This is a genomic window from Butyribacter sp., assembly GCF_056818865.1.
Map to the genome: position 1 here is coordinate 11294 of NZ_DBLYGC010000013.1, position 23203 is coordinate 34496.

A 23203-nucleotide genomic window follows, 5' to 3' on the forward strand; every position below is an offset into this window, starting at 1 on the left:
TTGTTAACATGTCGTTCATATTTTATTTTTTCTTAAATTATTTTTATATTTGATTAAAAATTGTCTATAAAAATGATTATTTATTTCTACACTTTTTCTACATTTTAATTTTATAGGTATTTTTCTACATTTTATAGGTAGAAAAAAAATTTATCTACAACTGATTTTAAAAATATTTTCATATATTATCACATATCTGATAATTTTTATATGATATATGACAATTTTTAATTGATTTTTGTAAAAAATTGTGCAATACTGTTTTAGGAATGTTTTACAATTTTTGTGTATATTAAACATATATATTTGGGATATATTTATATGAAAGATATACATATTGAATTGATTTTAAAAATGGGCATTTCAACAATAAAACATATTATTCAGGAGGTTTTTTAAAATGGCGTTAAAAAATCAATATCTTATTGACTTACTTGAAACAGTTAAAAAAAGAAATGCAGGGGAACCTGAATTTATTCAGGCAGTTATGGAAGTATTTACTTCTCTTGAGCCTGTTGTTGAAAAAAGACCTGACTTAGTAGAAGCAGGTGTATTTGAAAGAATCGTTGAGCCTGAAAGACAGATTATCTTCCGTGTACCTTGGGTAGATGATAACGGTAAAGTACAGGTAAACAGAGGTTTCCGTATCCAGTTTAACTCTGCTATCGGACCTTACAAGGGAGGTCTTAGACTTCACCCATCTGTATACAGCGGTATCATCAAATTCTTAGGTTTTGAGCAGATTTTCAAAAACTCACTTACTACACTTCCTATGGGCGGCGGTAAAGGTGGTTCTGATTTCGACCCTAAGGGTAAGAGCGACGGAGAAGTTATGCGTTTCTGCCAGAGCTTCATGACAGAACTTTGCAAACATATCGGACCTGACTGTGACGTTCCTGCAGGTGATATAGGAACAGGTGCAAGAGAAATCGGATATATGTTCGGACAGTATAAGAGAATCCGCAATGAATGGTCTGGTGTTCTTACAGGAAAAGGACTTACATATGGTGGTTCATTAGCACGTACAGAAGCTACAGGATTTGGTCTCTGCTACTTTACAGACGAAATGCTTAAAGCTAACGGAAAGAGCTTCAAAGACCAGACAGTTGTTATTTCAGGTTCAGGTAATGTTGCTATTTATGCTACAAAGAAAGCTACTGAGCTTGGTGCTAAGGTTGTTGCTTTATCTGATTCAAACGGATATATCTATGATCCTGACGGAATTGACCTTGATGTTGTTAAGCAGATTAAGGAAGTTGAAAGAGGACGTATCAAAGAATATGTTGACAGAACTTCTCATTCAAATGCTACATACACAGAGGGATGCAAGGGAATTTGGAGCATCAAGTGTGATATCGCTCTTCCATGTGCAACTCAGAACGAAATCGATGGTGAAAGTGCTGCACTCTTAGCTAAAAACGGATGCTACGCTGTATCTGAGGGAGCTAACATGCCTTCTACACCGGAAGCTATTGATGTTTACTTCGCAAACAACATGCTTTATGGTCCAGCTAAGGCTGCAAATGCCGGTGGTGTTGCAACATCAGGTCTTGAGATGAGCCAGAACTCTGAAAGACTTTCATGGACATTTGAAGAGGTTGACGGAAAACTTCACAACATCATGAAAGAAATCTTCAAGTCATGTGACGAAGCTTCTAAAGAATTTGGTATGCCTGGAAACTACATGGCAGGTGCTAATATCGCCGGATTCCTTAAAGTTGCTGAAGCAATGAAGGCTCAGGGATGCTGCTAATTTTTAGCTGATTTCTTATAATAAATTATATGAATTTAAAAGTAGTTTTAAACTATAAAAATTTATATAAAAAGGATGTCATATTTTGTATGGCATCCTTTTTTATATTCTATCTTTAATTACAATATTCCTTTCAATAGCTATAGAGTTTTTTATTTTAACTATTATTCTATTTCCTGTCCTCTCTTATATGATTTAAATAGTGCATCTTGTCTTTCTCATACTGTCTTTTAGTTTCATTGTCTCTGGTAAGTCTCGATTTTGCAAATTTTCTCCGCTGTGCCTCTTCATCTTTAAATATGTTCATAATTCCATTGCTGGTATTCTCAATACACTTTTGACAATACCTACCCACCGGAAAAAGTGCACCACATCTTTCACATCTTTTTACATCTTTAAATTCTTTAGGCATTTCAAGTCTTCCATCTTCTAATAACGCATCTATAATTTCCAAACTAATGCCTGTATTATTTGCTATTTCTACCGCCGGTGCCGGTCCATTTTCTTCAAGATATTTCTTTATAAGACCGAAATAATCGTAATATATTTTATGACATCTGGGACATGTATATTTTCCTGCTCCTTTAAAATATAATCTTTCAAAACAATCCGGGCACTCAGTTGGTATATTTTTCTCTATCTGTTCTAATATATTCTGTCTGTCAAACCCCATATCTCTTATCCTCCATTCCCCTGCTTCTCTATTCTTGATTTATTTATAAGGAATTTTTCATCAAGCAGTCTCTTTTTTATATATTCGACAGTATCATCAATAAATTTTATTATGCTCTTATAATCTAAAAATCTGCTTTCTTCAATCACATGTTCTTTCTCAAAGAAATGATTTAATATCCACATACGGCTTTTATCAAGGTCTATGCTGGTTATCATATCTTTTATATAATATCCGCTTGTCTCTTCCAATATATCCTTTGCCTCCAAAAGTTCAGGCATTTCTCTTACAAGTTTAAAATCAACCAAATCCGTATCCCTGTTAAAATAAACAAAAGTCTCTCTGTCATGGTCAGTCAGACCTATAACAGATATATTCTCAAAATATTTTGGTCGTTCATACAAAACAAACCGTTTGTCTGTCATCATATGAGTTATATATCCAAGATAAAGTCCTCTCACATACTTTTCATCTTCTAAATGTTTCTCCCAAAATTCTTTGAGCCTTTCTTCAAATATTTCAATAGTTCCATCTTTTCCAAAGTCACCATCAGGTATTCCATCCCTGAAATGTGTATGCAGTTTCATACTTCTTTCATAATTTTTATGGTTCATTATCCCATCAGGACAAATATTACCAACAACAAACATTTTTCTATTTAAATCCGTACCCTCTTCCTCTTCAATTGATGTTTTTATCAAATATCCATTCTTTTCAATAAAATCTGCCAGCCGTACAGCTATAACAAGGTGTATCATTGTCCCTGCCATTTTTCCCCTCTTTTCTTTTTTTATTCTCTCCTTATCCATTATCTTCATTAAAAAATTAATATAATGAAATTTCAAACTATCGAAAACTTATTTCATGCGCTCAATCAGCATATTCCCATTTCGGCTAAGCCATTGCCTGTAAACTTTATAATCAGGCATGACTTTCTCTACTTCTGCCCAAAACATTTTTGAATGATTCATCTGCTTTAAGTGGCAAAGTTCATGAATAACTACATAATCCCTTACTTTGTCCGGTGTCAGCATTAACAGACAGTTAAAGTTCAAATTTCCTTTGCTGCTGCAGCTGCCCCACCTGGTTTTTTGATTTTTAATAGTAATTTTTCCAAACGTAACTCCCATAATACCAGCATAATATTTTACTCTGTCAGGTATAACCCTTTTTGCCTCGTCTTTCATTTTTCTAATGTCATCATCTGTGAACTGTTTTTCTTTTACTCTACGGGTTTCCTCATATCTGATTTGCATATATGCAAGATGCTTCGCAATCCAATCCTGCTTTTGCTCAACGAACTTCATTATTTCTCTGTTAGACGCTCTTTTAGGTGCTCTTACTATAACCCTTAAGTCCTGTCTTACTTCAATGGCAATTGTTTTTCTGTTACTTTTAATTATCTCTATTTCAATTTTCTCTTTGTTTTCCATAATATTATTATATTATATGTATGTTATGTTATCAACTTCTATATGTACGTTGTTATATATACATCAGCATCAAAACCATAAACACTTTTGGTACATTTTTAAACAAAAAAAGTACCGAATTCCTTTATTTAAGGCTTTCCGGTACTTTTATGACTAAGCTGAAAATGGGACTCGAACCCACGACCCCTTCATTACGAGTGAAGTGCTCTACCAACTGAGCTATTTCAGCACTGCCTTATTATTTTACCCTATTTCTAATTAACGGTCAAGATATTTTAACTAAATATTTTTATTTGCATTTTATATTTCAAAATTATTTTTCATTATCTCTGTATAATTTACATTATCGTCTTATCAATCTTAGTTATTTTGTCAATCTCGGATTTTGTCAGTTCTCTGTATTCGCCTGTTTTCAAATTCTCGTCCAATACAAGACTTCCCATGCTTACTCTCTTAAGATATGTCACCGATTTTCCGAGTTTTTTCATCATTCTTTTAACCTGATGAAATTTGCCCTCATGTATTGTTAAAAAACAAGATGACACACCATTTTGCTCATCTGTGTTTATATTCGACATCTTTGCCGGAAGTGTCAGTTTTTCTTCTCCAATATCCAAACCTTCCTGTACAAGTTTTGCATCATTCTCATCAAGTATTCCCTGTACTTCAACATAATATTTCTTTTCAACATGTTTTTTGGGTGATAACAATTTATGCGCAAGTTCCCCGTTATTTGTGATTAACAAAAGTCCCTCTGTATCTATGTCAAGTCTGCCAACCGGAAATAAATCTTTTTTATTAGAAGATTTTATTATATCAATAACGGTTTTATGTTCTCTGTCATTTGTTGCTGATATGCAACCCTTCGGTTTGTTTAACATATAATATTCATATTTATTATAACAAATTTCACTGCCATCCACCATGACCTGTGATGCATTTTCATCAATCTTTGTTTCAGGCTTCACCACTTCTTTTCCATCTACATAAACTCTGCCGGATTTAATTATTTTTTTTACTGAACTTCTCGACCCTACAGACATTTCTGTAAGATATTTATCCAATCTCATCATTTTTATCCCCTTGTTTACTTTAAACGCCGTACTAAATATGATGCAAGAGTCAAAATTCCTCTTGAACTCAACTTCATAAAAAAATCTAATATCACGGCAAAATTTATCTAAAATGAGCTGAACCGTTTAAATATAAAATTATATCTAATAGTTCAGCTCTGACTATATGTTATAAATAAACTTAATTTTATAATCTGTCATATAATTCTGCATATTTGAGTGCTGACTGTCCCCATGAGAAATCTTTTGCCATTCCTCTGTCAATTATCTTGTTCCACTCACGCTTACGATTGAAATATACATCTTTTGCATAACGAATAGTATTCAGCATTTCATGTGCGTTATAATTGCAGAACGAAAATCCTGTTCCCTTGCTCTCATATTCATTGTATGGTTCTACGGTATCTTTAAGTCCTCCTGTTTCTCTTACAATAGGAACTGTTCCGTATCTGAGACTCATCAACTGGCTAAGTCCACATGGCTCAAAAAGCGATGGCATAAGAAATGCATCACATGCCGCATAAATCTTATGAGAACGTTCATTTGAATAATAAATATTGGCAGATACTCTGTCATGATACTTCCACTCATAATGTCTGAATAAATGCTCATATTTTTCTTCACCTGTACCAAGTACAACAAGCTGTGTATCTTCGGCACATATCTCTTCAATGACGTAGTCAACTAAATCAAGACCTTTCTGGTCAGTAAGTCTTGAAACAATACCTATCATAAATTTTTTATCGTTTTCCTCAAGCCCAAGCTCTTTCTGAAGTGCTCTTTTATTTTTAATTTTTTCTCTTCTGAATGTCTTTGCCGAGTAATTTTTATAGATAAGAGGATCCGTCTCAGGATTGTACTCATCATAATCTAATCCGTTTACTATTCCAAAAAGGGAATTGTCCCTTGCACGCATAAGACCGTCAAGTTTTTCTCCATAAAATGGCATCTTAATCTCTTCGGCATATGAATCACTAACTGTAGTAACTAAATCAGCATAAACTATACCACCCTTAAGGTAATTCGCATCACCATAAGCCTCAAGCTTATCTGAGGTAAAAAATGATGAGTTTATACCTGTAATATCTTTTACTTTCTGTAAATCCCACACACCTTGGAATTTAAGATTATGTATAGTCATGATTGTCTTAATATTTGTGTAGAATGGATTCTCCTGAAACATATCATGAAGATACACTGGAATAAGTCCCGTCTGCCAATCATGACAATGAATTACATCCGGGTGATAATCAAGACTCGGAAGTGATGACAATGCTGCTTTACAGAAAAATGCAAATTTCTCTATATCCTCATGTATATAACCATATGGCTTTGGTCCTGCAAAGTAAAACTCATTATCCACGAAATAAAAGGTTACACCTTCATACTGCATCTCCATGATACCTACATACTGTTTACGCCAAGCCAAATCTATATAAAAATGAGTTTTGTAAACCATCTTATTTTTCCATTCATCAGGAATACATGCATACTTTGGTATCATAACCCTTACATCATATTTCTTCTTGTCAAAACACTTTGGCAGTGACCCTACTACATCCGCTAATCCTCCTGTTTTAATAAAAGGAACACACTCTGATGCTACAAATAAAATATTTTTCAATAAAACCAACCTCCTTCGCCAATGTTTATATACATTATACCCTAATTTGCCGGCTCTGAAAAGTATTTTTCTGTCAAACTATCATTTTCCTATTCATTTTATATTCAAGTCTTATCTTATCAGATATAAGTGCAACAAATTCCGAATTGGTTGGTTTTCCTTTCCCTGAACTTACAGTATATCCAAAAAGTTCTTCTATTGTATCTACCTTGCCTCTGCTCCATGCAACCTCAATAGCATGTCTTATAGCCCTCTCAACTCTGCTCGATGTCGTTTTATGATTTTTTGCTATGGTAGGATATAATCTTTTCGTAATCGCTCCAAGCATCTCGTCATCATTAACCGACATGATTATCGCATCTCTAAGATACTGATATCCTTTTATATGTGCAGGCACTCCTATTTCGTGTATTATATCTGTTACATCTGCTTCAAGATTATATGATTTTTTCAGCATTTTGTTTCCGTTCTCATATATTGTATTTATTACATGATTTTCAGCATTTTCTTCATTGACTGCTGTTCTTATTCTTGAAAGTACCATCTGTGTGTCAAAAGGCTTGAGAATGTAATATGCCGCACCAAGCATAAATGCATTTTCTGTAACACTCTCCTGACTGACAGCCGAAATAACTATTATCTTTGGAACTGAAGTTATCTTTTTCTTCTCTTTCAACCTCTCCATAACACCCAAACCGTCAATTCTCGGCATTATAAGGTCAAGCAAGACCACATCAGGATTGTAGACTTCTATTTTTTTCAATGCCTCCTCGCCATCGTTAGCTGTTGCTACTACATCCATATCCGTTTCTTTTGTGATTGCATCCTTTAGTAAATTTACAATTCTTCCGTTGTCGTCAACTACTAAAACTTTGATGTTGTCCATGTTTACCTCCAAATTCGACTTTCTGTTTTACTACTTCTTGATAATATTACCTTACTCATCATATTTCAACGGTAAACACTCTCTACATTTCGACTTATAATACCCTGTTACATCATCGTTCACTATGTTTCTCTACTATTTTCTACTTTTTGACAACACCGTTCTACTTTATTATAAAAATCAATTTGCTATTTTAACATCTTTTCAATAAATATTGCATAGCCTTTAGTCGGTTCATCTACAAAAACATGCGTAACTGCCCCTACTATTCTGCCATCCTGTACTATAGGCGAACCACTCATTCCCTGGACAATCCCCCCTGTCTTTTTCAGAAGTTTCTTATCAGTAACTTTAATAACCATATCTTTATTTTCTTTTGCATTTTGAATTATATTGCAGATTTCAATTTCATATTTTTTAACATCATCGTCCAATTGACACAATATATATGCTTTGCCTTTCTTTATATCCTGCTTAAGTGCGACAGGAACAGCATATTTATTGTCACAGTTTACTGCCTCACTTTTTAGGATTTCGCCCTTGATTCCTGAATCATTGTTTGAAATAATACTGCCTATGCGACACCTGTCAGATAATTCCACACTGCCTGATATCTGCCCCGGTACACCCCTCTTGCTCGGTATAACCTTATTTACTGCAGCCTCATACAAACCTCCTGCTGATATGTCAACAAGCAGTCCTGTATCTGCATCAGCTATACCATGTCCAAGTGCGGCATAAGTATTATCAGGTGATATATATGTTATGGTTCCTATTCCTTCTGTATCCTCCCGAAGCCATGTACCTATTTTCACTTTTCCATCCTCATTCTCTATAGCTTTAACCTTTACATCTATCTTTTCTTTTCCCCTGCGGATTTTCATCTTGATATTTCCACTTCCAAGTGTCTGTAAAATTTTTTCGATATCATCGATTGAAGATACTTCTTCGCCTGCAACATTATAAATGTAGTCTCCAGCCTGAAGAATATTTTTAGACGGACTGTAACTGTTCCCTCCCTTTCCCACAACCGATGATGTTCCAAGAACCATAACACCTTTTGCATTGACATAAATTCCCGCTGCTCTCCCTGACGGAATAAGTTTTTGCTTTTTTACAACATTAAATTTTATATTTCTGTAATGAAAAATCCCAAACAATTTAAGTTCAGCCTTGCAGCTTCCTGTACTTTCTCCTGCAACCACCTTTACTTTTCCACCATGTTGAGAATTATTGAAAACTTTTATAGTATCACTTGCGACATCATTGCACTGAACCGGAAGACTAAAATCAAATGATTCCTCTGTATTTTCAATAATATTTATATTTGCAGGTATTTTTCTGTCAAGATACCATACATAATATAAGATTGAAACTACAATATCTAATAACAGTAAACCTATAAGTATAAACTGATAATATTTTTTTCTCTGCATAATCATATCCCCCGGAAAAGCATTTATTTTTATAAATGTACACATGCACATTTTCTTTTCTGATAAATATAATCTGCAAATACTTCAAAAGTATTCATAATACTTTATGCTGTCAGCCTTTTTATCGACTCCTCTTTTTCTTTTCCTGCTAACTGTTTCATCTCTCTTGCACTTTCCATGACTGCTTCTGTTATCCTTGCACCTCCTAATATTCTCGCAAGTTCGTCAACAGACTCATCATCAGACAATCTTCTTATAACCGTACTTGTGTGATTGTCAGTATTGTTTTTTTCTATAAGATAATGACAATCTGCCATTGCTGCAATCTGCGCAAGATGTGATATACATATAACCTGATGTGACTTACCTATAAATGCCATTTTTTCGGCAACTTTTTGTGCTGTCCTGCCGCTTATACCTACATCAATCTCATCAAAAATAAGTGTGCTTATAGAGTCATGCTCAGCTAATACAGCTTTTATGGCAAGCATAATTCGTGAAAGTTCACCGCCTGATGCTGCACTCCCTAAAGGCTTTAAATCTTCTCCCGGATTTGTCGATAACATAAATTCAATATCATCTTTTCCGTTTATATCAAATTCACTAAGTTCCGTAACAGCTATCTCAAATTTAACCTGTAAAAAATTCAAATCTATAAGTGCATCGGTAATTTTCTTTTCAAGTTCCTTAGAACAGATTTTTCTGATTTTTGATATCTGTTTTGCAAGTTCTGATAATTTTTCTTTGTATAAATTTATTTTTTTCTCTAAATTTGCCTTATATTCCCCATATGCCTCATATTTTTCTAATTTTTTCGTAAGATTTTTGGCATAACTTTCAACCTGTTCCGTAGTAGCTCCATATTTTGCCTTAATTCCTCTTACAAGGTCAAGTCTCTGTTCCACATTTTCAAATTCTTCACCCGTATTCTCAATATCCGAAGCATATGCCTGTAAATCTCTGTTAAAATCCATAATAAGTTCATCTATTTCTGATATTTGGCTGGCAAGATTTTTTAAACCGTCGTCGTACTCACTAATCTTACCTAATATACGTGAACTTCTTCCAAGCATCTGAGACACATTTTCCACTCCTGTATCCGAACTTCCCATCATGGAATATATCTCTCCTATCCCACTTTCAATCTCATTTAAATTTGAAAGATAACGATACCTCTCCTGTAACTTTGCTTCTTCCCCCTTTACAAGATGAGCATCCTCAATCTGTTCCAATTCATATTTAATAAATGAAATTTCTCTAAGACGCTCATCTTCAGAAATCTCTTTCCCATTGTACTTTTCTGACATGTCCTTATATTCTTTGTACATCTTACTAAATTTGACATCTTTTCCGCACATCTTTTCTCCGACATATCTGTCAACAATCTCCATATGCTTGTGTTTGTGAAGAAGCGACTGCTGTTCGTTCTGTCCGTGAATATCAATAAGTATATCAGCAACACTTTTAAGCATGGAAACATTCACTGTCTCTCCATTTACCCTGTTTATAGTACGGCTTTTCGTAACTTTTCTCGATATAACAAGCATATTTTCCTCAAGGGAAATCCCCAATTTCTCCAGTTCGCATATCTGCTCATCTGTCTCTGCAAGAAATGTCAATTCTATCAATGCAAATTCTGTTCCTTTTCTGATAATATCTCTTGATACTTTTCCACCAAGGGCAATATTTATAGAACCTATAATAATAGATTTTCCGGCACCTGTCTCTCCTGTAAGTACGTTAAGTCCGTCTGAAAATTCAACTTCAATTTCATCTATAACAGCTAAGTTTTTTACATGAAGATTTAATAACATATCAATACCCCCTCAACAGTCTGTTTTTGCTCATTTATTTAATATGAATACTAACACACTGAACAGTTGTTTGTCAAGAACATATTTTCTGAACACACTTTCTTTATTTTAACAACGGATAAAAAACAAATAAAAATACCGACCGCCAAAAGTCAGATTAAAAATCTAACAATTGACGGCCGGCTCATAAGACATTTATAGGCTGGATGTCAGGGTCAAGCCAACAGATAGCAATTTGTATGCAAACATACATTGCTATCTGCTTTTGACCCTTGCATCATAATTTACCGGTTCTTGTTATTTACCGATGTAACATTTATCTGGCATCCCAGCTTGCAGCCGTTTACATATGCATATATGTATGCGGTTCCTATTCCTTTGGCCACAACTTTTCCGTTCGTTACCACAGCTACTCTCGTATTAGATGAGTACCATGTTACGGCATTTGCAGTTCCATGAACTATCAATGTCTCCGAATCGTACTGTCTGAGATTAAGTTCAGATTTGTTAAGTGCAACAACATTTACATTAACTGTTGATGATACACCGCTTGTGGCAAGTATCGTAATAGTTGCATTACCTGTACCAACAGCCTTTACAACACCCTTTCTATTTACTGTTGCAACTCTCTTGTTGTCACTTGAGAACTCAATATCATCTGAATTGTCTGATGGCAGAACTGAGTATGACAATTTCAAACTGTCTCCACGTTTCATCGTCACATCCTGCTGCGCAATAACAATGCTTGTTATAGGAGTTGGCTCAACTACCTTGACAAAGCACCTTGCTCTCTTGTTGCTTCCGTCAGTAGTTGTCGCGGTGACATATGCATCACCCTCGGCAATGCCCCAGATTTTACCTGAACTGTTTACCTGAAGAATATTCTTATCTGAGCTTTGCCATTTAACTTTCTTAACAGATGCAGATTTTGGTTTAACAATTGCATGAAGCTGTTTACTTCTTCCTACATAACAAACTGTATAGTTAGTATTAAGCCTGATACTTGAAACACGTCTTATAACTCTTACCTTACAAGATGCCTTAGCATGTATTGCATCTTTTGTCATAACGGTAACTCTGGCAATACCAACTCGTTTAGCAGTAATCTTTCCTCCACTCGATACCTTTAATATTCGTGAGTTTGAACTCTTCCATTTAAGTTTAGGCGTCTTTGCTGCATTAGTTTTTACCGTTGCTTTCAGTCTGTATGACTGATTTAAACCAATCCTTATATTATGTTTATTAAGACTTACTTTTGAGTAAAGCTTTCCAACTTTTACTTTACATGTAGCTGACTGTCTATACTTTGTAAGAGTACATGTTATTGTACATGTTCCTTTCTTTTTAGCAGTAACCTTACCTGCTGAATTGACAGTTGCTATTTTTGTATTAGATGATTTCCATGTAGCTGTTTTTTTCGCATTAGCAGGTTTTATAACTTTCTTAGGAGTGAAACTCTGACCAATTGCGAGGTCTCTCTTCTGTGGTGAAAGTTTGAAATCAACCGCATTGTCAACATGAACTGCAACAGTTGCATTAAATCCTCCGTCTACAGAAGTACATTGTACAATTGCATCTCCAGGTCCAACACCTGTTACAACTCCATTTGAATTTACAGTAACAATCGTTTCATCAAGAGACTGATATATAACTGTTTGATTTGTAGTATCCTCAGGTGTATATTTAGGCGTTATTGTAAATTCGTCACCACATATAATATTCTGTGTTGTCGGAGAAACCTCAAAACCTGTTGCGTATATAGGTGCTTTCTCAACTGTCACGATACATGTACTTGTCCATACTTTATTATCGTTTGTCGTATCCTTGTAAGTAGCCGTAATTACTGTTGTTCCCTCTGCAATACCTGAAACAACACCGTCAGCATCAACCGTAGCCTTTGCTTCATCAGAAGATGTCCATGTTACATCTCTTATCGTAGTATCTTCAGGCGTAAATACAGGAGTGAGCTGTATTGTACTTCCTATATAGACGGTATCTTCACTCGGTGTAATACTGAAATCAGTAGCCGAAACTTCCTGCGGAGTTACATATACCATACATGTTATGGCTCCACTTTGTCCCAAATCTTCAGCCACACAGCTAAGAACTGCTATACCCTCTTTCACACCGGTAATAACACCTTCCTGTGTTACTGTAAATATTGACGTATCTGACGATGAATATGTAACATTCTTGTTTACATTATCACTCGGATTAAATCTCAAATCAACTGTTTTTGAACCACCAACAGCTATGTATTCGGCATTTGATCCAAAAGCGATAGATACAAGTCTTTCTCTTACAGTTACAAGTATAGTCGCTGTTGCAATAGTATGATTGTCATCTGACTGTGGCAGAACCGCTGACACTTTAATTGAAGTTGTACCTGCTCCTACAGCAGTAATAACACCACTTGAATTTACAGTAGCAACCTTAGCATCATCAGATTTCCATGTCATTCTCGTATCTGACGCATTCTCAGGAAGATATGTTGTTTTAACCGTATATGTATCACCTTTTATCATACTCAGATTTGTCACATCCGTAGTAATGCTTGTCATAGGTCTTGACTGAATAATAAGGTGACACGTTGCATACATATTTGCACTTTGCAGTTTGATATACACATCACCCTCTCGCTTCATCGTTACCTTACCTGATGAATCAATCTCAGCAATATCTGTCGGCTTTACGTCTGAAAGTGATGTTCCTTCTACACTCCACTTAAAGTCAGACTCATTCTCAGTTGTATCTGACGGACCATATATGGCTTTCATAAATACATATTTCATCGCCAATGTTGTTGTATATGTATCATACTGCGTAACCTGTTTTGTGTCCTGATCCTCAACACCTATTGCAAGTTCCGTTACAGGCTGCGTAACAGTAACTTCACAAGTTGCATATACATTGTTGTCAGGGTTCAATGCAGTAATAACTGTTTTTCCTGCTTTTAAAGCGGTAAACATTGCAGATGGATTTGTAGTTCCTGAAATCTGCTCTATTGTACCCACTTTTGGATCTGATGAAAGCCAGATAAGATTTCTGCTCTCAGTGAGATCTGTCGCTATAATCTGCTGCTGCCCAACCTCGACCGATACCTTATTCGGTACAATATTAAATTTGTCCACACTCTTTCTTACGGTAATCTTACAGGTGGTCGTCAGGGTCAAACCATCCGAGTTCGTCCACGAAAGTGTTACCGTAACCGGTCTGTTCGATGGTGTTTCTTTCTTTGCTGTAACCGTTGCATACTGTCCATTCGTTGAAATACTTATATATTCATTATTTGAATCGTCCGACGGATTCCACTTGAACTGGTCTGCTTCCGTAGGTGTATCCTCACCAAACATACCGTATAATAACTGGGTCGAACCAACCGACATGTCTGCCGTCGAAACATTCATTGAAAACGTCTGCATTACGGTGATATTTACATATACAATACCTGAGCCATCAGGCTGGTCACCAAGTTTATTAAACTCCGGTATATTTGTCTCAGAATTTTGATTGGGATGTCTCTCTACAATCAACTGAGCTTTACCTGTAGTTTTTGTATTGATATTCCATGTACCGTTGTTAAACTCAATTATGCTTGTACCATCATTTCCATCATAATTTGTATTAACATGTGCAGAAAAGTTCTTCTGCAATGCAGATAATGATATGTTAAAAGCATTAGTTAAATCATAATGTCCGCCGATATTGATGGTTACATTTTTTGTCTCATAATTTGTTTTAACCTGTACACCACCTGCGATATTTACCGGGTCACAATGATATTTCTTTCCTGCTGAGTTATCGAGATTATCAAATCCCGGATATGTCTCCGCAACGAAGAACTGAACTATATATGTTTCCGATTTAGCTTTTAACTGATATTTTCTCAAAGATGGAAGCCATACAAGTTCGGCATCGTCCTTGTACTCTGCTGTTGAATTTCCAAGAGAATCCTTTATAAGGACTTTTTTACTGCCTATTTCTTTTGAGATAACCCACACAAGCTTACTGCTGATAGATTCATTAGGATTACTCTCAAATTTTGCCTGACAATCAAGATAATCACCTGTTCTTACAACAAGAGACTGACTGTAAACATCTGAATTGACAATCTGTCCATTTGCCGTTCCTGAACCGTCAGCTGACTCATATTTAACTTCCGGTCTTACATATACCCAGATTTCATCCGTATATGATACCGTGTCCCCCGTTTCCTGATATGTAACAGTCAATTTAGCTCTACCGGGACCGATAGCAACAATTCCTTTCCCCTCAACTTTTACAACATCCTTGTTACTACTTACCCAGTCACCATTTTGGGCATTACCAAACATAAAATTAAGTTTTGTTTTCTGCGTTGAATCACTTGCACTTGTACCAAATTCAAGTCTTGTAGTAGTCGCACTATGATAATCCATAATAATCGCCTTACGATCATCAGTATCAAAGACTTTTGTCATTTCGACACCTGTAGTTGGATCAATAGACTCATTTATAGAGAACTGTACATTTATAGTAAATGTAAATGACTTTGTTGTCTCTACGCCATTTATATTTTCCGTAACAGTAAGTCTAAGACCTGCTGAACCTTGTATTAATGCTTTTGTAGCAATACTTCCTGTCGTTCCTGTAGTTGTAACCGGCGTTCCAACATAGTTGTTCGTTCCTGCCTGTCCTATAAGAAGAACATCGGGTTTCAAACTCTGCCACTCATATTTAGTCTGTGAATCCTGTGCACCTGTAACAGTGAAAAGATCATTAAGTCTACGCATAGTATATTCCTGACCTGATGTCAAAACTTTACCCGCACTATCGTAAATCGTGTATGTACGTGCATCCGCAGCTTTTGTCGTAAAATGAGCTTTCACCGCAAACCCTACTAAAAAGACGAGCATAAACATCGCTGTCAGCCCTGTCATAACTTTCCATTTTTTCTTTATCTTTTCCTTTAATCGATTCATAATTCCTCCCCTGGCTCACTCAATCCGTCTTTTTGGTACTACCCTTATAATATATTATCGGCACAATATATTATTTATATAATGATGCAAATTGATTATATACAGAAACGGAAACGATATACACTTTTAATTATTCATCCCAGTTGTGATAAACATCCTGTACATCGTCATCTTCGTCGAGAAGATCAAGTGTACGATTAAGCTGTCTTATATCATTTTCATCTGTAAGTTCTACATAATTCTGTGGAATCATAGTAACTTCAGCACTTGCCATTGGATAGTTTTCCTTTTCAAGAGCCTCTCTTACTGCTGAAAAATCAGCCGGTGCTGTGATTATCTCATATGCTTCTTCTTCGTCAGAGAAATCTTCTGCGCCCGCATCAAGTGCAAGCATCATAAGTTCATCCGGATCCACTTCTATATCATTATCCTCAAGTTCTTCTTTTGAAATAATAATCTGACCTTTTTCATCAAACATATATGACACACATCCCTGTGTTCCGACACTTCCGCTTCCTTTTGTAAAAGCGTTGCGCACGTTGCTTGCAGTTCTGTTTTTATTGTCTGTAAGAGCTTTTACTATGATGGCGATACCGTTTGGACCGTAACCTTCATATGTAACTTCTTCGTAGTTTACACCGTCACCATCGCCTGCTGCCTTTTTGATTCCTCTATCGATAGTATCATTTGGCATATTGTTTGCTTTTGCTTTTGCGATAACATCACGAAGTTTGCTGTTATTTTCAGGATCTGCACCGCCTTCTTTAACAGCTACGGCTATCTCACGTCCGATAATTGTAAAAATCTTACCCTTTTTTGCGTCGTTTTTCTCCTTTTTATGTTTAATGTTTGCAAATTTTGAATGTCCTGACATCTCTCTATTTTCCTTTCTTTAAATAACATAATATAATACTTTCCCACCATAACTAATTTATTTTAGCATTTTTCCTTCATTCTTGCAAATTTATTTTTCTTCTTTAAGCAGCCTGTCTATTCTTGTCATAACCCCGGGCACCTCGCCTACTGAATGAATTGCACACATCACCGTATCATCACCTGCTATAGTCCCAACTACTCCGGGAACTTCGAGATTGTCAAGTGCCGCAGCTATAGCCATAGCCATGCCCGATATTGTCTTTATTACAAGTATGTTTTCAGCCTGATCCATCCACAGAAATCCGTCCTGCAACACCCTCACATATTTGTGATAAAGATTTGTTTCTTTTTCCTGCAAAAGCGTATATTTCTGATGGATTCCGTCAACCGAAACTTTAGTCAGCTTCAGCTCTCTTATGTCCCTTGAAATTGTTGCCTGCGTTACCGCAAAGCCTTCCTGTTCAAGTCTTTCCCCAAGTTCCTCCTGAGTTTCTATCTGATATTTGCCTATAAGCTCAATGATTTTTGAACGTCTTTCAAGTTTCATATTTCCTCCATTTTCCCTAACAGCCTTTTACAATTCACCGTTCAACTTCTCTCTCATTCTCTCATAAAATCCTATTTCTGACAACTTTATAAGTCTTGTTGTCGCATGCGGCACTTCAAGAACAAGTTTATCTCCCGTTGACAATTCTCCTATCGTTCTTCCGTCAGCAGTCACCATCGCAAGATCTATGCCGACATCTTTCGTCTGACCTATCTCAAGGGTTATTTTTTCTTTTGCATCAACTACAAGACTTCTTTTGTTGAGCGAATGTGCACATATCGGCGTAACTACCATAGCTTTAAGATTTGGCACCATAACAGGTCCGCCTGCTGACAGGTTATAGCCGGTTGAACCGGTCGGTGTAGAGATAATAAGTCCGTCTGCTCTGTAGACATCTGCAAGCTCATTCTCAAGATATACTTTCACCGTTATAAGTCTTCCACTGCCTCTCTTGCTAATAACAATATCGTTTAATGCATAACATGATGAACGGCTGTCAGGCTGTTTAAAATATGATATTTCTTTTAACATCATTCTTGATTCTATCGTATAATCACCACTTAACAGCTTATCAAGCGCAGAATATACATTCTGATATTCGACTTCCGTAAGGAAACCCAGATTTCCCGTATTTACACCAATAATCGGCAATTCCGTATGTACAAGATCTATTGCTGCCTGTATCATGGTTCCGTCACCACCGAGCACAATCGCACATTCCGTATCTTTATCTATATGAGCTATATCAGTAAAATGCCTTATGCCTGCTGACTGCGTCATCCTGTTTTCAAGTATCTCACATCTGCATTTCTTCTCTTCAAGATATTTTTTTATATTTAATGCTTTATCGTAATTATCCTTTTTATCACTGTTGGTTATAATACAAAAAAATGTCATTTTTTTGCCCATGCCTTTATATTCTCCTTTATGGCAAGATTGTCATTATCTGTCACACTTAATATATGAACAGATTTAATTTATTATATATCCAGTTTCTGATGAGCTTTCTCTACGATTTCTTCAGAAAGTACGGCATATTTTTCTTCGTAAATATCTGCTGCCTCCGCTGTCTTTTCTTCCGAAACTTCACACTCTGTATCTGTCATTTCAGTGTTTTTTTCTATATAAAGAAGATACTCTATATTTCCCTCCGGTCCTTTTATAGGTGAAAAACTAAGACCAATCACTTCAAATCCTATGGCAACGGCATATGTGATTATATTTCTCACTACCTCAAGATGAACCTTTTTATCTCTTACAACACCTTTTTTGCCCACCTTATCTTTTCCTGCCTCAAACTGCGGTTTTATAAGACAGACTACCTGTCCGTGGCTCTCAAGCAGATTTCTAACCGGAACAAGCACCTTTGTAAGTGATATAAATGCCACATCGATTGATGAGAAGCCTATTTCATCCGGTACATTTTCATGTGTCACATATCTGATATTTGTTTTTTCCATTGAAACAACACGTTCATCCTGTCTCAATTTCCAGGCAAGCTGGTTTGTTCCAACATCTATCGCATATACCTTATGTGCACCGTTTTGAAGCATACAGTCCGTAAATCCTCCTGTAGACGAACCTACATCCATACAAACTTTATCCTCAAGAGGAACCTGCCAGAGTTCCATTGCTTTTTCAAGCTTATAACCGCCCCTGCTCACATACTTCATAGGAGCACCTTTTACCTCTATGACAACGTCCTCGTCAAATGTACTTCCGGCTTTATCCTCTCTCTGCTCTTTCACGAAAACATTTCCTGTCATGATTATTGCTTTAGCTTTTTCTCTTGACTCGGCTAACCCTCTTTTTACAAGAAGTACATCTAGTCTTTCTTTTTTCTTATGCTCTTTCATTCTGCCTCCATTCAGCAATCTTCTTTGCTATGCTCAAAGCATCTATCTCATACTTTTTCTTTAATAAGTCAACACTTCCGTGTTCTATGAATTTGTCAGGCAATGCTATATTTTTGATAACAGACATGTCCTTTGCATTCTCCTGACACCAGTGAGACACAGACTGCCCAAATCCTCCCGTCAAAATTCCCTCTTCCATAGTCACAATAAAATGATGCCTGCTTACCGTTTCAGAAAGCATTGCTTCATCTATAGGTTTTATAAATCTGGCATTCACAACACTGACATCAACACCTTTATCTTCAAGCAGTTTTTTTACTTCCCATGCTGTCTCAACCATACTTCCGACAGCTATAAGTGCAATATCTCCACCTTTAGCGATAACTTCACTTTTTCCGTATTCTATGTTGTCTGTAAATTCATCAAGGCCTGTATACGCCTTTCCTCTCGGATACCTGACAGCTATCGGACCGTCAAAATTCACGGCAAATTCAAGCATCTTGTCAAGTTCCCAGACATTTTTCGGTGCCATGACTGTCATGTTCGGCATACTGTTAAAATAAGAAATGTCAAATATTCCCTGGTGTGTCTCTCCATCACTTCCTACAAGACCTGCTCTGTCAACAGCAAATACTACCGGAAGTTTTCCTATACACACATCATGTATTATCTGGTCGTAAGCTCTCTGAAAAAATGTCGAATATATTGCTACTACCGGTTTCATTCCCATTGCTGCCAGACCTGCTGCAAATGTAACCGCATGTTCTTCTGCTATACCTACATCAAAAAATCTGTTGGGGTATTTAGCTGCCATTGCACTGAGTCCTGTTCCCGACGGCATTGCAGCCGAAATAGCTGCTATATTTTCATCTCTGTCTGCAAGTTCAACAATTTTTTTGCTGAAAACAGAAGTATATGTCAGCTGTTTTTCCTTATTTTTAAGCGAACCGTCACTTGGCTTAAAAGGTGCAACTCCGTGAAATGCCGATGGATCATTTTCTGCCGGCAGATATCCTTTTCCTTTTTTTGTGCATACATGGACTATAACCGCCTTCTGCAGCTTTGAAGCATTTTCAAATGCATTAACCATCTGTCTGACGTCATGTCCATCTATAGGTCCGATGTAAGTTATCCCCATATCCTCAAAAAGCATTCCCGGCACAAACAGTCTCTTCACAATATCTTTTGCACCTTTTATGTGGTCTGCAAGAACATTGCCTATATGCGACATGCTTCTCAATCTGTTCTCTACATCTTCTTTAAGTCCTGTATAATTTGTATTCGTTCTTATATTTCCAAGATAATTTGACATTCCGCCTACATTTTTTGATATGGACATCTGGTTATCATTTAAAACTATCACAAGATTTGATTTTAATCTCGCCGCATTATTCAACGCCTCAAACGCCATACCTCCCGACAGTGCGCCATCACCTATAACAGCAAAAACTCTGCTTTTTTCATTTTTGAGGTCTCTTGCCTTTGCCATACCGAGAGCAAGGCTTATCGAAGTTGAACTGTGTCCGGTATCAAACGCATCACAATCGCTTTCACTTCTTTTTGGAAATCCACTCATTCCTCCAAACTGTCTCAATGTATCAAAACCCGCTTTTCTGCCTGTAAGCAGTTTATGTGTATAGCTCTGATGTCCCACATCCCATACTAAATGATCATTAGGAAAATCAAGGCAAAGATGAAGTGCCATGGTAAGCTCGACTGCACCGAGATTTGATGAAAGATGTCCGCCGGTCATACTTATTTTGTGCACCAAAAACTGTCTTATCTCTTTTGCCAGAATTTTGTAATCCTTAGAATCTATTTTTTTTATATCATTTGGTTCATTTATCTTATCAAGTAATTTTCCCAATTTATTTGCTCCATTCCACTGTCTGCATATAATAAACAGCAACTTTCTATTTTCTTCTGTTTATCAGTTTTTCTATCAATGTGTATAAAAACTGATTTTCATACGGCAGTTCTTCCATTATTGAAAGTGCCTTTTTTGAATATTTTTCTACATCCTCATGAGACTTTTCCAGTCCATAAAGTGATACATATGTCGTTTTGTCGTTTTTTTCATCACTGTGCACCGGTTTTCCAAGTTCCTCTGTTGTACTTGTTACATCCAGTATATCATCCTGAATCTGAAATGCCATTCCAATATTTAAGCCTGCCTGCTCCATAAGTTCTATATATTTTTCATCTGCTCCTGCAAGTGCTGCCCCCACCATAAGAGACGCTTCCAAAAGTGCGCCTGTTTTCAATTTAAAAATAAAATCAAGTCTTTCTTCATCAAGTTTTTTTCCGGTAAGTTCAACGTCTACAACCTGTCCGCCGACCATTCCCATTATGCCGGCTTTTTTAGATAATATAGCAAGAGCATTTATGGCATTTTTTGCAGCTTTGGCCGCCAATGCTCCCTTTATTGCCGTCTCATACGCAAAATTTAACAATGCATCACCAGCAAGTATTCCCATATCCTCTCCGTACACTACATGTGTAGTCTTTCTTCCTCTTCTGTAAGTATCGTTATCCATAGCCGGGAGGTCATCATGCACTAAAGAATATGTATGAATCATCTCAATGGCAGCCATAAATGGTTCTATAAGTTCTTTATCTTCTCCGCCAAACATCTTATATGCCTGATACATCATCATAGGGCGAAGGCGTTTTCCGCCCGCCATAACACTGTATTCCATTGCATCATATATCGTTTTCTGAAAAGACGGATTTTTAGGAAGGTAGTTTTTAAGCACATCTTCTATATATGATATATTTTTTTCCTGTTCCTGTTTAAATACTGTATTTTCCATAAATTCCATATCCTTACCTTCCTTATTCCTGCTCATTTTCAACTACAATAAGCTTTTTCTCTACCTTGTCTATAGTTTCGGTACATTTTTTTATAAGTTTCATCCCCTCTTCATATTTTTTGAATGAATCTTCCAGCGAAAGTTCCCCACTTTGCAAGTCTACTATAATATCGTCCAAACCTTCAAAACATTCTTCCAATGACATCTTTTTTGCCGCCATTATCTGTCCTCCATATCTTTAAGCCTTTTTCTTTGATGATATAACTGCTTTCGCATATCCGTCTTTAAATGCGAGATTTATCTGCTCACCCTTTTTAAGTTCATCAACAGACTTTATATTTCTGCCTGACTCATCAGAGACATACGCATAACCTCCCTGAAGTTTATAAAGTGGTGAAAGTCCTTTCATCTCCTGAATATACAACTCCAATTGGTGCTTCGATGATACCAGTTTCTGTCTCATAAGATTTTCTATCTTTTCCTGCATGTCGGCTACAAACATTCTTCTGTCATTTATAAGATTTTTAGGGCTTTCATGCTGAATAACAGTTATATAACCTGCAAGTTTCAGCTTCTTAATTTTCAATATATTTTCCATCTGCCATCTTAAAGAATGCCCTGCCTCTCTCAATGCAATCACTGTTTCCCTGTATGAATATACCGCAAGTTCTGCTGCCGCCGACGGTGTCGGTGCTCTCAAATCAGCAGCATAGTCGGCAATAGTGGTATCTGTCTCATGTCCTACGGCACTTATTATCGGTTTTTTGCATCCTGCAATAACTCTCGCAAGTTTCTCGTCATTAAATGCCCACAAATCTTCAATAGAACCGCCGCCACGTCCTATTATTATCGTATCGACATCAGTTTTTTCAAAATACTTTATCCCTTTTATTATAGTCTCTGCTGCCCCTGTCCCCTGAACTTTTGCAGGATACAATATAATCTGTACATAAGGATTCCTTCTATTTGAAACATTGCATATATCCTGTATGACAGCTCCTGTTCTTGCGGTAACTACACCTATCTTTGCCGCATATGCAGGAATTTTTCTTTTTTTAGACTTATCAAAAAGCCCCTCCTCTAAGAGACGCTTTTTTAATTTCTCATATTCTTCATATAACTTTCCAAACCCCTCTTTTGTAATGTTTCTTGCATAAAGCTGATATTTTCCGTCACGCTCATACACGCTTATATTCCCATCAACAATAACGCTCTGCCCCTCTTCAAGTTTAAATTCCAGATTTTTTCTCATAGAGGCAAACATAACACACGAAAGCTGGGAGGTTTTATCTTTTATCGTAAAATAAATATGTCCTGACGAATGATACTTACAATTTGATATTTCTCCTTTTACGGAAATATCATTTAACTTGTAGTCTCTCATAAACATATTTTTTATATACATATTTACTTGAGATACCGAACTTATCTGTCCCATGCCAATCCCCATTCCTGTAC

The 23203-nt window shown here is 36.4% G+C and carries 18 protein-coding genes and 1 tRNA gene; 1 reads left to right on the forward strand and 18 read right to left on the reverse strand.

What is annotated here, in order from left to right; translation table 11 throughout:
* Positions 1 to 400 precede the first annotated feature (400 nt).
* Positions 401 to 1753 (forward strand): NADP-specific glutamate dehydrogenase, encoded by a 1353-nt coding sequence (gdhA, locus tag ACZLXV_RS07385; RefSeq protein WP_022224345.1) that lies wholly within the window; start codon positions 401 to 403, stop codon positions 1751 to 1753.
* Between the two features lie 169 nt (positions 1754 to 1922).
* On the opposite strand, the gene ACZLXV_RS07390 is transcribed toward gdhA, so the two are convergent.
* From ACZLXV_RS07390 to xseA, 18 genes are all read right to left on the reverse strand, one after another.
* Positions 1923 to 2426, reverse strand: coding sequence for a hypothetical protein (locus ACZLXV_RS07390; protein WP_482382970.1), 504 nt, complete (start codon positions 2424 to 2426; stop codon positions 1923 to 1925).
* A gap of 5 nt (positions 2427 to 2431) precedes the next feature.
* A complete protein-coding gene (locus ACZLXV_RS07395; protein WP_482382971.1) occupies positions 2432 to 3196 on the reverse strand; it encodes a hypothetical protein in 765 nt (254 codons plus the stop codon).
* An 87-nt stretch (positions 3197 to 3283) separates the two neighbouring features.
* Positions 3284 to 3859, reverse strand: a complete 576-nt coding sequence (locus ACZLXV_RS07400; protein ID WP_482382972.1) for a M48 family metallopeptidase — start codon at positions 3857 to 3859, stop codon at positions 3284 to 3286.
* 156 nt (positions 3860 to 4015) lie between these two features.
* A tRNA-Thr gene (locus ACZLXV_RS07405) sits at positions 4016 to 4088 on the reverse strand.
* A gap of 109 nt (positions 4089 to 4197) precedes the next feature.
* The gene (locus tag ACZLXV_RS07410; RefSeq protein ID WP_482382973.1) at positions 4198 to 4932 is read right to left on the reverse strand and encodes a pseudouridine synthase; all 735 of its coding nucleotides are present in this window, start codon (positions 4930 to 4932) and stop codon (positions 4198 to 4200) included.
* 187 nt (positions 4933 to 5119) lie between these two features.
* Complete coding sequence (gene glgA, locus ACZLXV_RS07415; RefSeq protein WP_482382974.1) at positions 5120 to 6556, reverse strand: glycogen synthase GlgA; 1437 nt, start codon at positions 6554 to 6556, stop codon at positions 5120 to 5122.
* A 73-nt stretch (positions 6557 to 6629) separates the two neighbouring features.
* On the reverse strand, positions 6630 to 7442 hold the full coding sequence (gene spo0A / locus ACZLXV_RS07420; RefSeq protein ID WP_022224339.1) for a sporulation transcription factor Spo0A: 813 nt from the start codon (positions 7440 to 7442) through the stop codon (positions 6630 to 6632).
* A 188-nt stretch (positions 7443 to 7630) separates the two neighbouring features.
* Complete coding sequence (gene spoIVB / locus ACZLXV_RS07425) at positions 7631 to 8878, reverse strand: SpoIVB peptidase (protein WP_482382975.1); 1248 nt, start codon at positions 8876 to 8878, stop codon at positions 7631 to 7633.
* A gap of 104 nt (positions 8879 to 8982) precedes the next feature.
* Positions 8983 to 10692 carry a DNA repair protein RecN gene (gene recN, locus ACZLXV_RS07430; RefSeq protein ID WP_482382976.1) on the reverse strand — a complete coding sequence of 570 codons (1710 nt, stop codon included), beginning with the start codon at positions 10690 to 10692 and terminating at the stop codon, positions 8983 to 8985.
* Between the two features lie 284 nt (positions 10693 to 10976).
* Positions 10977 to 15653 (reverse strand): Ig-like domain-containing protein, encoded by a 4677-nt coding sequence (locus ACZLXV_RS07435; RefSeq protein WP_482382977.1) that lies wholly within the window; start codon positions 15651 to 15653, stop codon positions 10977 to 10979.
* Positions 15654 to 15783: 130 nt separating this feature from the next.
* Positions 15784 to 16527: a YebC/PmpR family DNA-binding transcriptional regulator gene (locus ACZLXV_RS07440; RefSeq protein WP_022224335.1), complete on the reverse strand. Its 744-nt coding sequence runs from the start codon at positions 16525 to 16527 to the stop codon at positions 15784 to 15786.
* Between the two features lie 90 nt (positions 16528 to 16617).
* Positions 16618 to 17076, reverse strand: coding sequence for an arginine repressor (gene argR, locus ACZLXV_RS07445; protein WP_482382978.1), 459 nt, complete (start codon positions 17074 to 17076; stop codon positions 16618 to 16620).
* A gap of 27 nt (positions 17077 to 17103) precedes the next feature.
* Positions 17104 to 17985, reverse strand: coding sequence for an NAD(+)/NADH kinase (locus ACZLXV_RS07450; RefSeq protein ID WP_022224333.1), 882 nt, complete (start codon positions 17983 to 17985; stop codon positions 17104 to 17106).
* 71 nt (positions 17986 to 18056) lie between these two features.
* Positions 18057 to 18932 carry a TlyA family RNA methyltransferase gene (locus tag ACZLXV_RS07455; protein WP_022224332.1) on the reverse strand — a complete coding sequence of 292 codons (876 nt, stop codon included), beginning with the start codon at positions 18930 to 18932 and terminating at the stop codon, positions 18057 to 18059.
* A complete protein-coding gene (gene dxs / locus ACZLXV_RS07460) occupies positions 18919 to 20799 on the reverse strand; it encodes a 1-deoxy-D-xylulose-5-phosphate synthase (RefSeq protein WP_482382979.1) in 1881 nt (626 codons plus the stop codon). Before dxs ends, ACZLXV_RS07455 begins: the two co-directional genes overlap by 14 nt.
* Before the next feature lie 46 nt (positions 20800 to 20845).
* Positions 20846 to 21754 carry a polyprenyl synthetase family protein gene (locus ACZLXV_RS07465; protein WP_482382980.1) on the reverse strand — a complete coding sequence of 303 codons (909 nt, stop codon included), beginning with the start codon at positions 21752 to 21754 and terminating at the stop codon, positions 20846 to 20848.
* A 13-nt stretch (positions 21755 to 21767) separates the two neighbouring features.
* On the reverse strand, positions 21768 to 21965 hold the full coding sequence (xseB, locus tag ACZLXV_RS07470) for an exodeoxyribonuclease VII small subunit (protein ID WP_022224329.1): 198 nt from the start codon (positions 21963 to 21965) through the stop codon (positions 21768 to 21770).
* Between the two features lie 18 nt (positions 21966 to 21983).
* Entirely contained in the window at positions 21984 to 23183 is a 1200-nt protein-coding gene (gene xseA / locus ACZLXV_RS07475) for an exodeoxyribonuclease VII large subunit (RefSeq protein ID WP_482382981.1), read from the reverse strand.
* Positions 23184 to 23203: the final 20 nt, after the last annotated feature.

Excerpts from the sequence above, each read along its gene's own strand:
- gdhA (WP_022224345.1), top strand. The coding sequence starts at position 401 with ATGGCGTTAAAAAATCAATATCTTATTGACTTACTTGAAACAGTTAAA.
- ACZLXV_RS07390 (WP_482382970.1), bottom strand. The coding sequence starts at position 2,426 with ATGGGGTTTGACAGACAGAATATATTAGAACAGATAGAGAAAAATATA.
- ACZLXV_RS07395 (WP_482382971.1), bottom strand. The coding sequence starts at position 3,196 with ATGGCAGGGACAATGATACACCTTGTTATAGCTGTACGGCTGGCAGAT.
- ACZLXV_RS07400 (WP_482382972.1), bottom strand. The coding sequence starts at position 3,859 with ATGGAAAACAAAGAGAAAATTGAAATAGAGATAATTAAAAGTAACAGA.
- ACZLXV_RS07410 (WP_482382973.1), bottom strand. The coding sequence starts at position 4,932 with ATGATGAGATTGGATAAATATCTTACAGAAATGTCTGTAGGGTCGAGA.
- spo0A (WP_022224339.1), bottom strand. The coding sequence starts at position 7,442 with ATGGACAACATCAAAGTTTTAGTAGTTGACGACAACGGAAGAATTGTA.
- spoIVB (WP_482382975.1), bottom strand. The coding sequence starts at position 8,878 with ATGCAGAGAAAAAAATATTATCAGTTTATACTTATAGGTTTACTGTTA.
- recN (WP_482382976.1), bottom strand. The coding sequence starts at position 10,692 with ATGTTATTAAATCTTCATGTAAAAAACTTAGCTGTTATAGATGAAATT.
- ACZLXV_RS07435 (WP_482382977.1), bottom strand. The coding sequence starts at position 15,653 with ATGAATCGATTAAAGGAAAAGATAAAGAAAAAATGGAAAGTTATGACA.
- ACZLXV_RS07440 (WP_022224335.1), bottom strand. The coding sequence starts at position 16,527 with ATGTCAGGACATTCAAAATTTGCAAACATTAAACATAAAAAGGAGAAA.
- argR (WP_482382978.1), bottom strand. The coding sequence starts at position 17,076 with ATGAAACTTGAAAGACGTTCAAAAATCATTGAGCTTATAGGCAAATAT.
- ACZLXV_RS07450 (WP_022224333.1), bottom strand. The coding sequence starts at position 17,985 with ATGGGCAAAAAAATGACATTTTTTTGTATTATAACCAACAGTGATAAA.
- ACZLXV_RS07455 (WP_022224332.1), bottom strand. The coding sequence starts at position 18,932 with ATGAAAGAGCATAAGAAAAAAGAAAGACTAGATGTACTTCTTGTAAAA.
- ACZLXV_RS07465 (WP_482382980.1), bottom strand. The coding sequence starts at position 21,754 with ATGGAATTTATGGAAAATACAGTATTTAAACAGGAACAGGAAAAAAAT.
- xseB (WP_022224329.1), bottom strand. The coding sequence starts at position 21,965 with ATGGCGGCAAAAAAGATGTCATTGGAAGAATGTTTTGAAGGTTTGGAC.
- xseA (WP_482382981.1), bottom strand. The coding sequence starts at position 23,183 with ATGGGACAGATAAGTTCGGTATCTCAAGTAAATATGTATATAAAAAAT.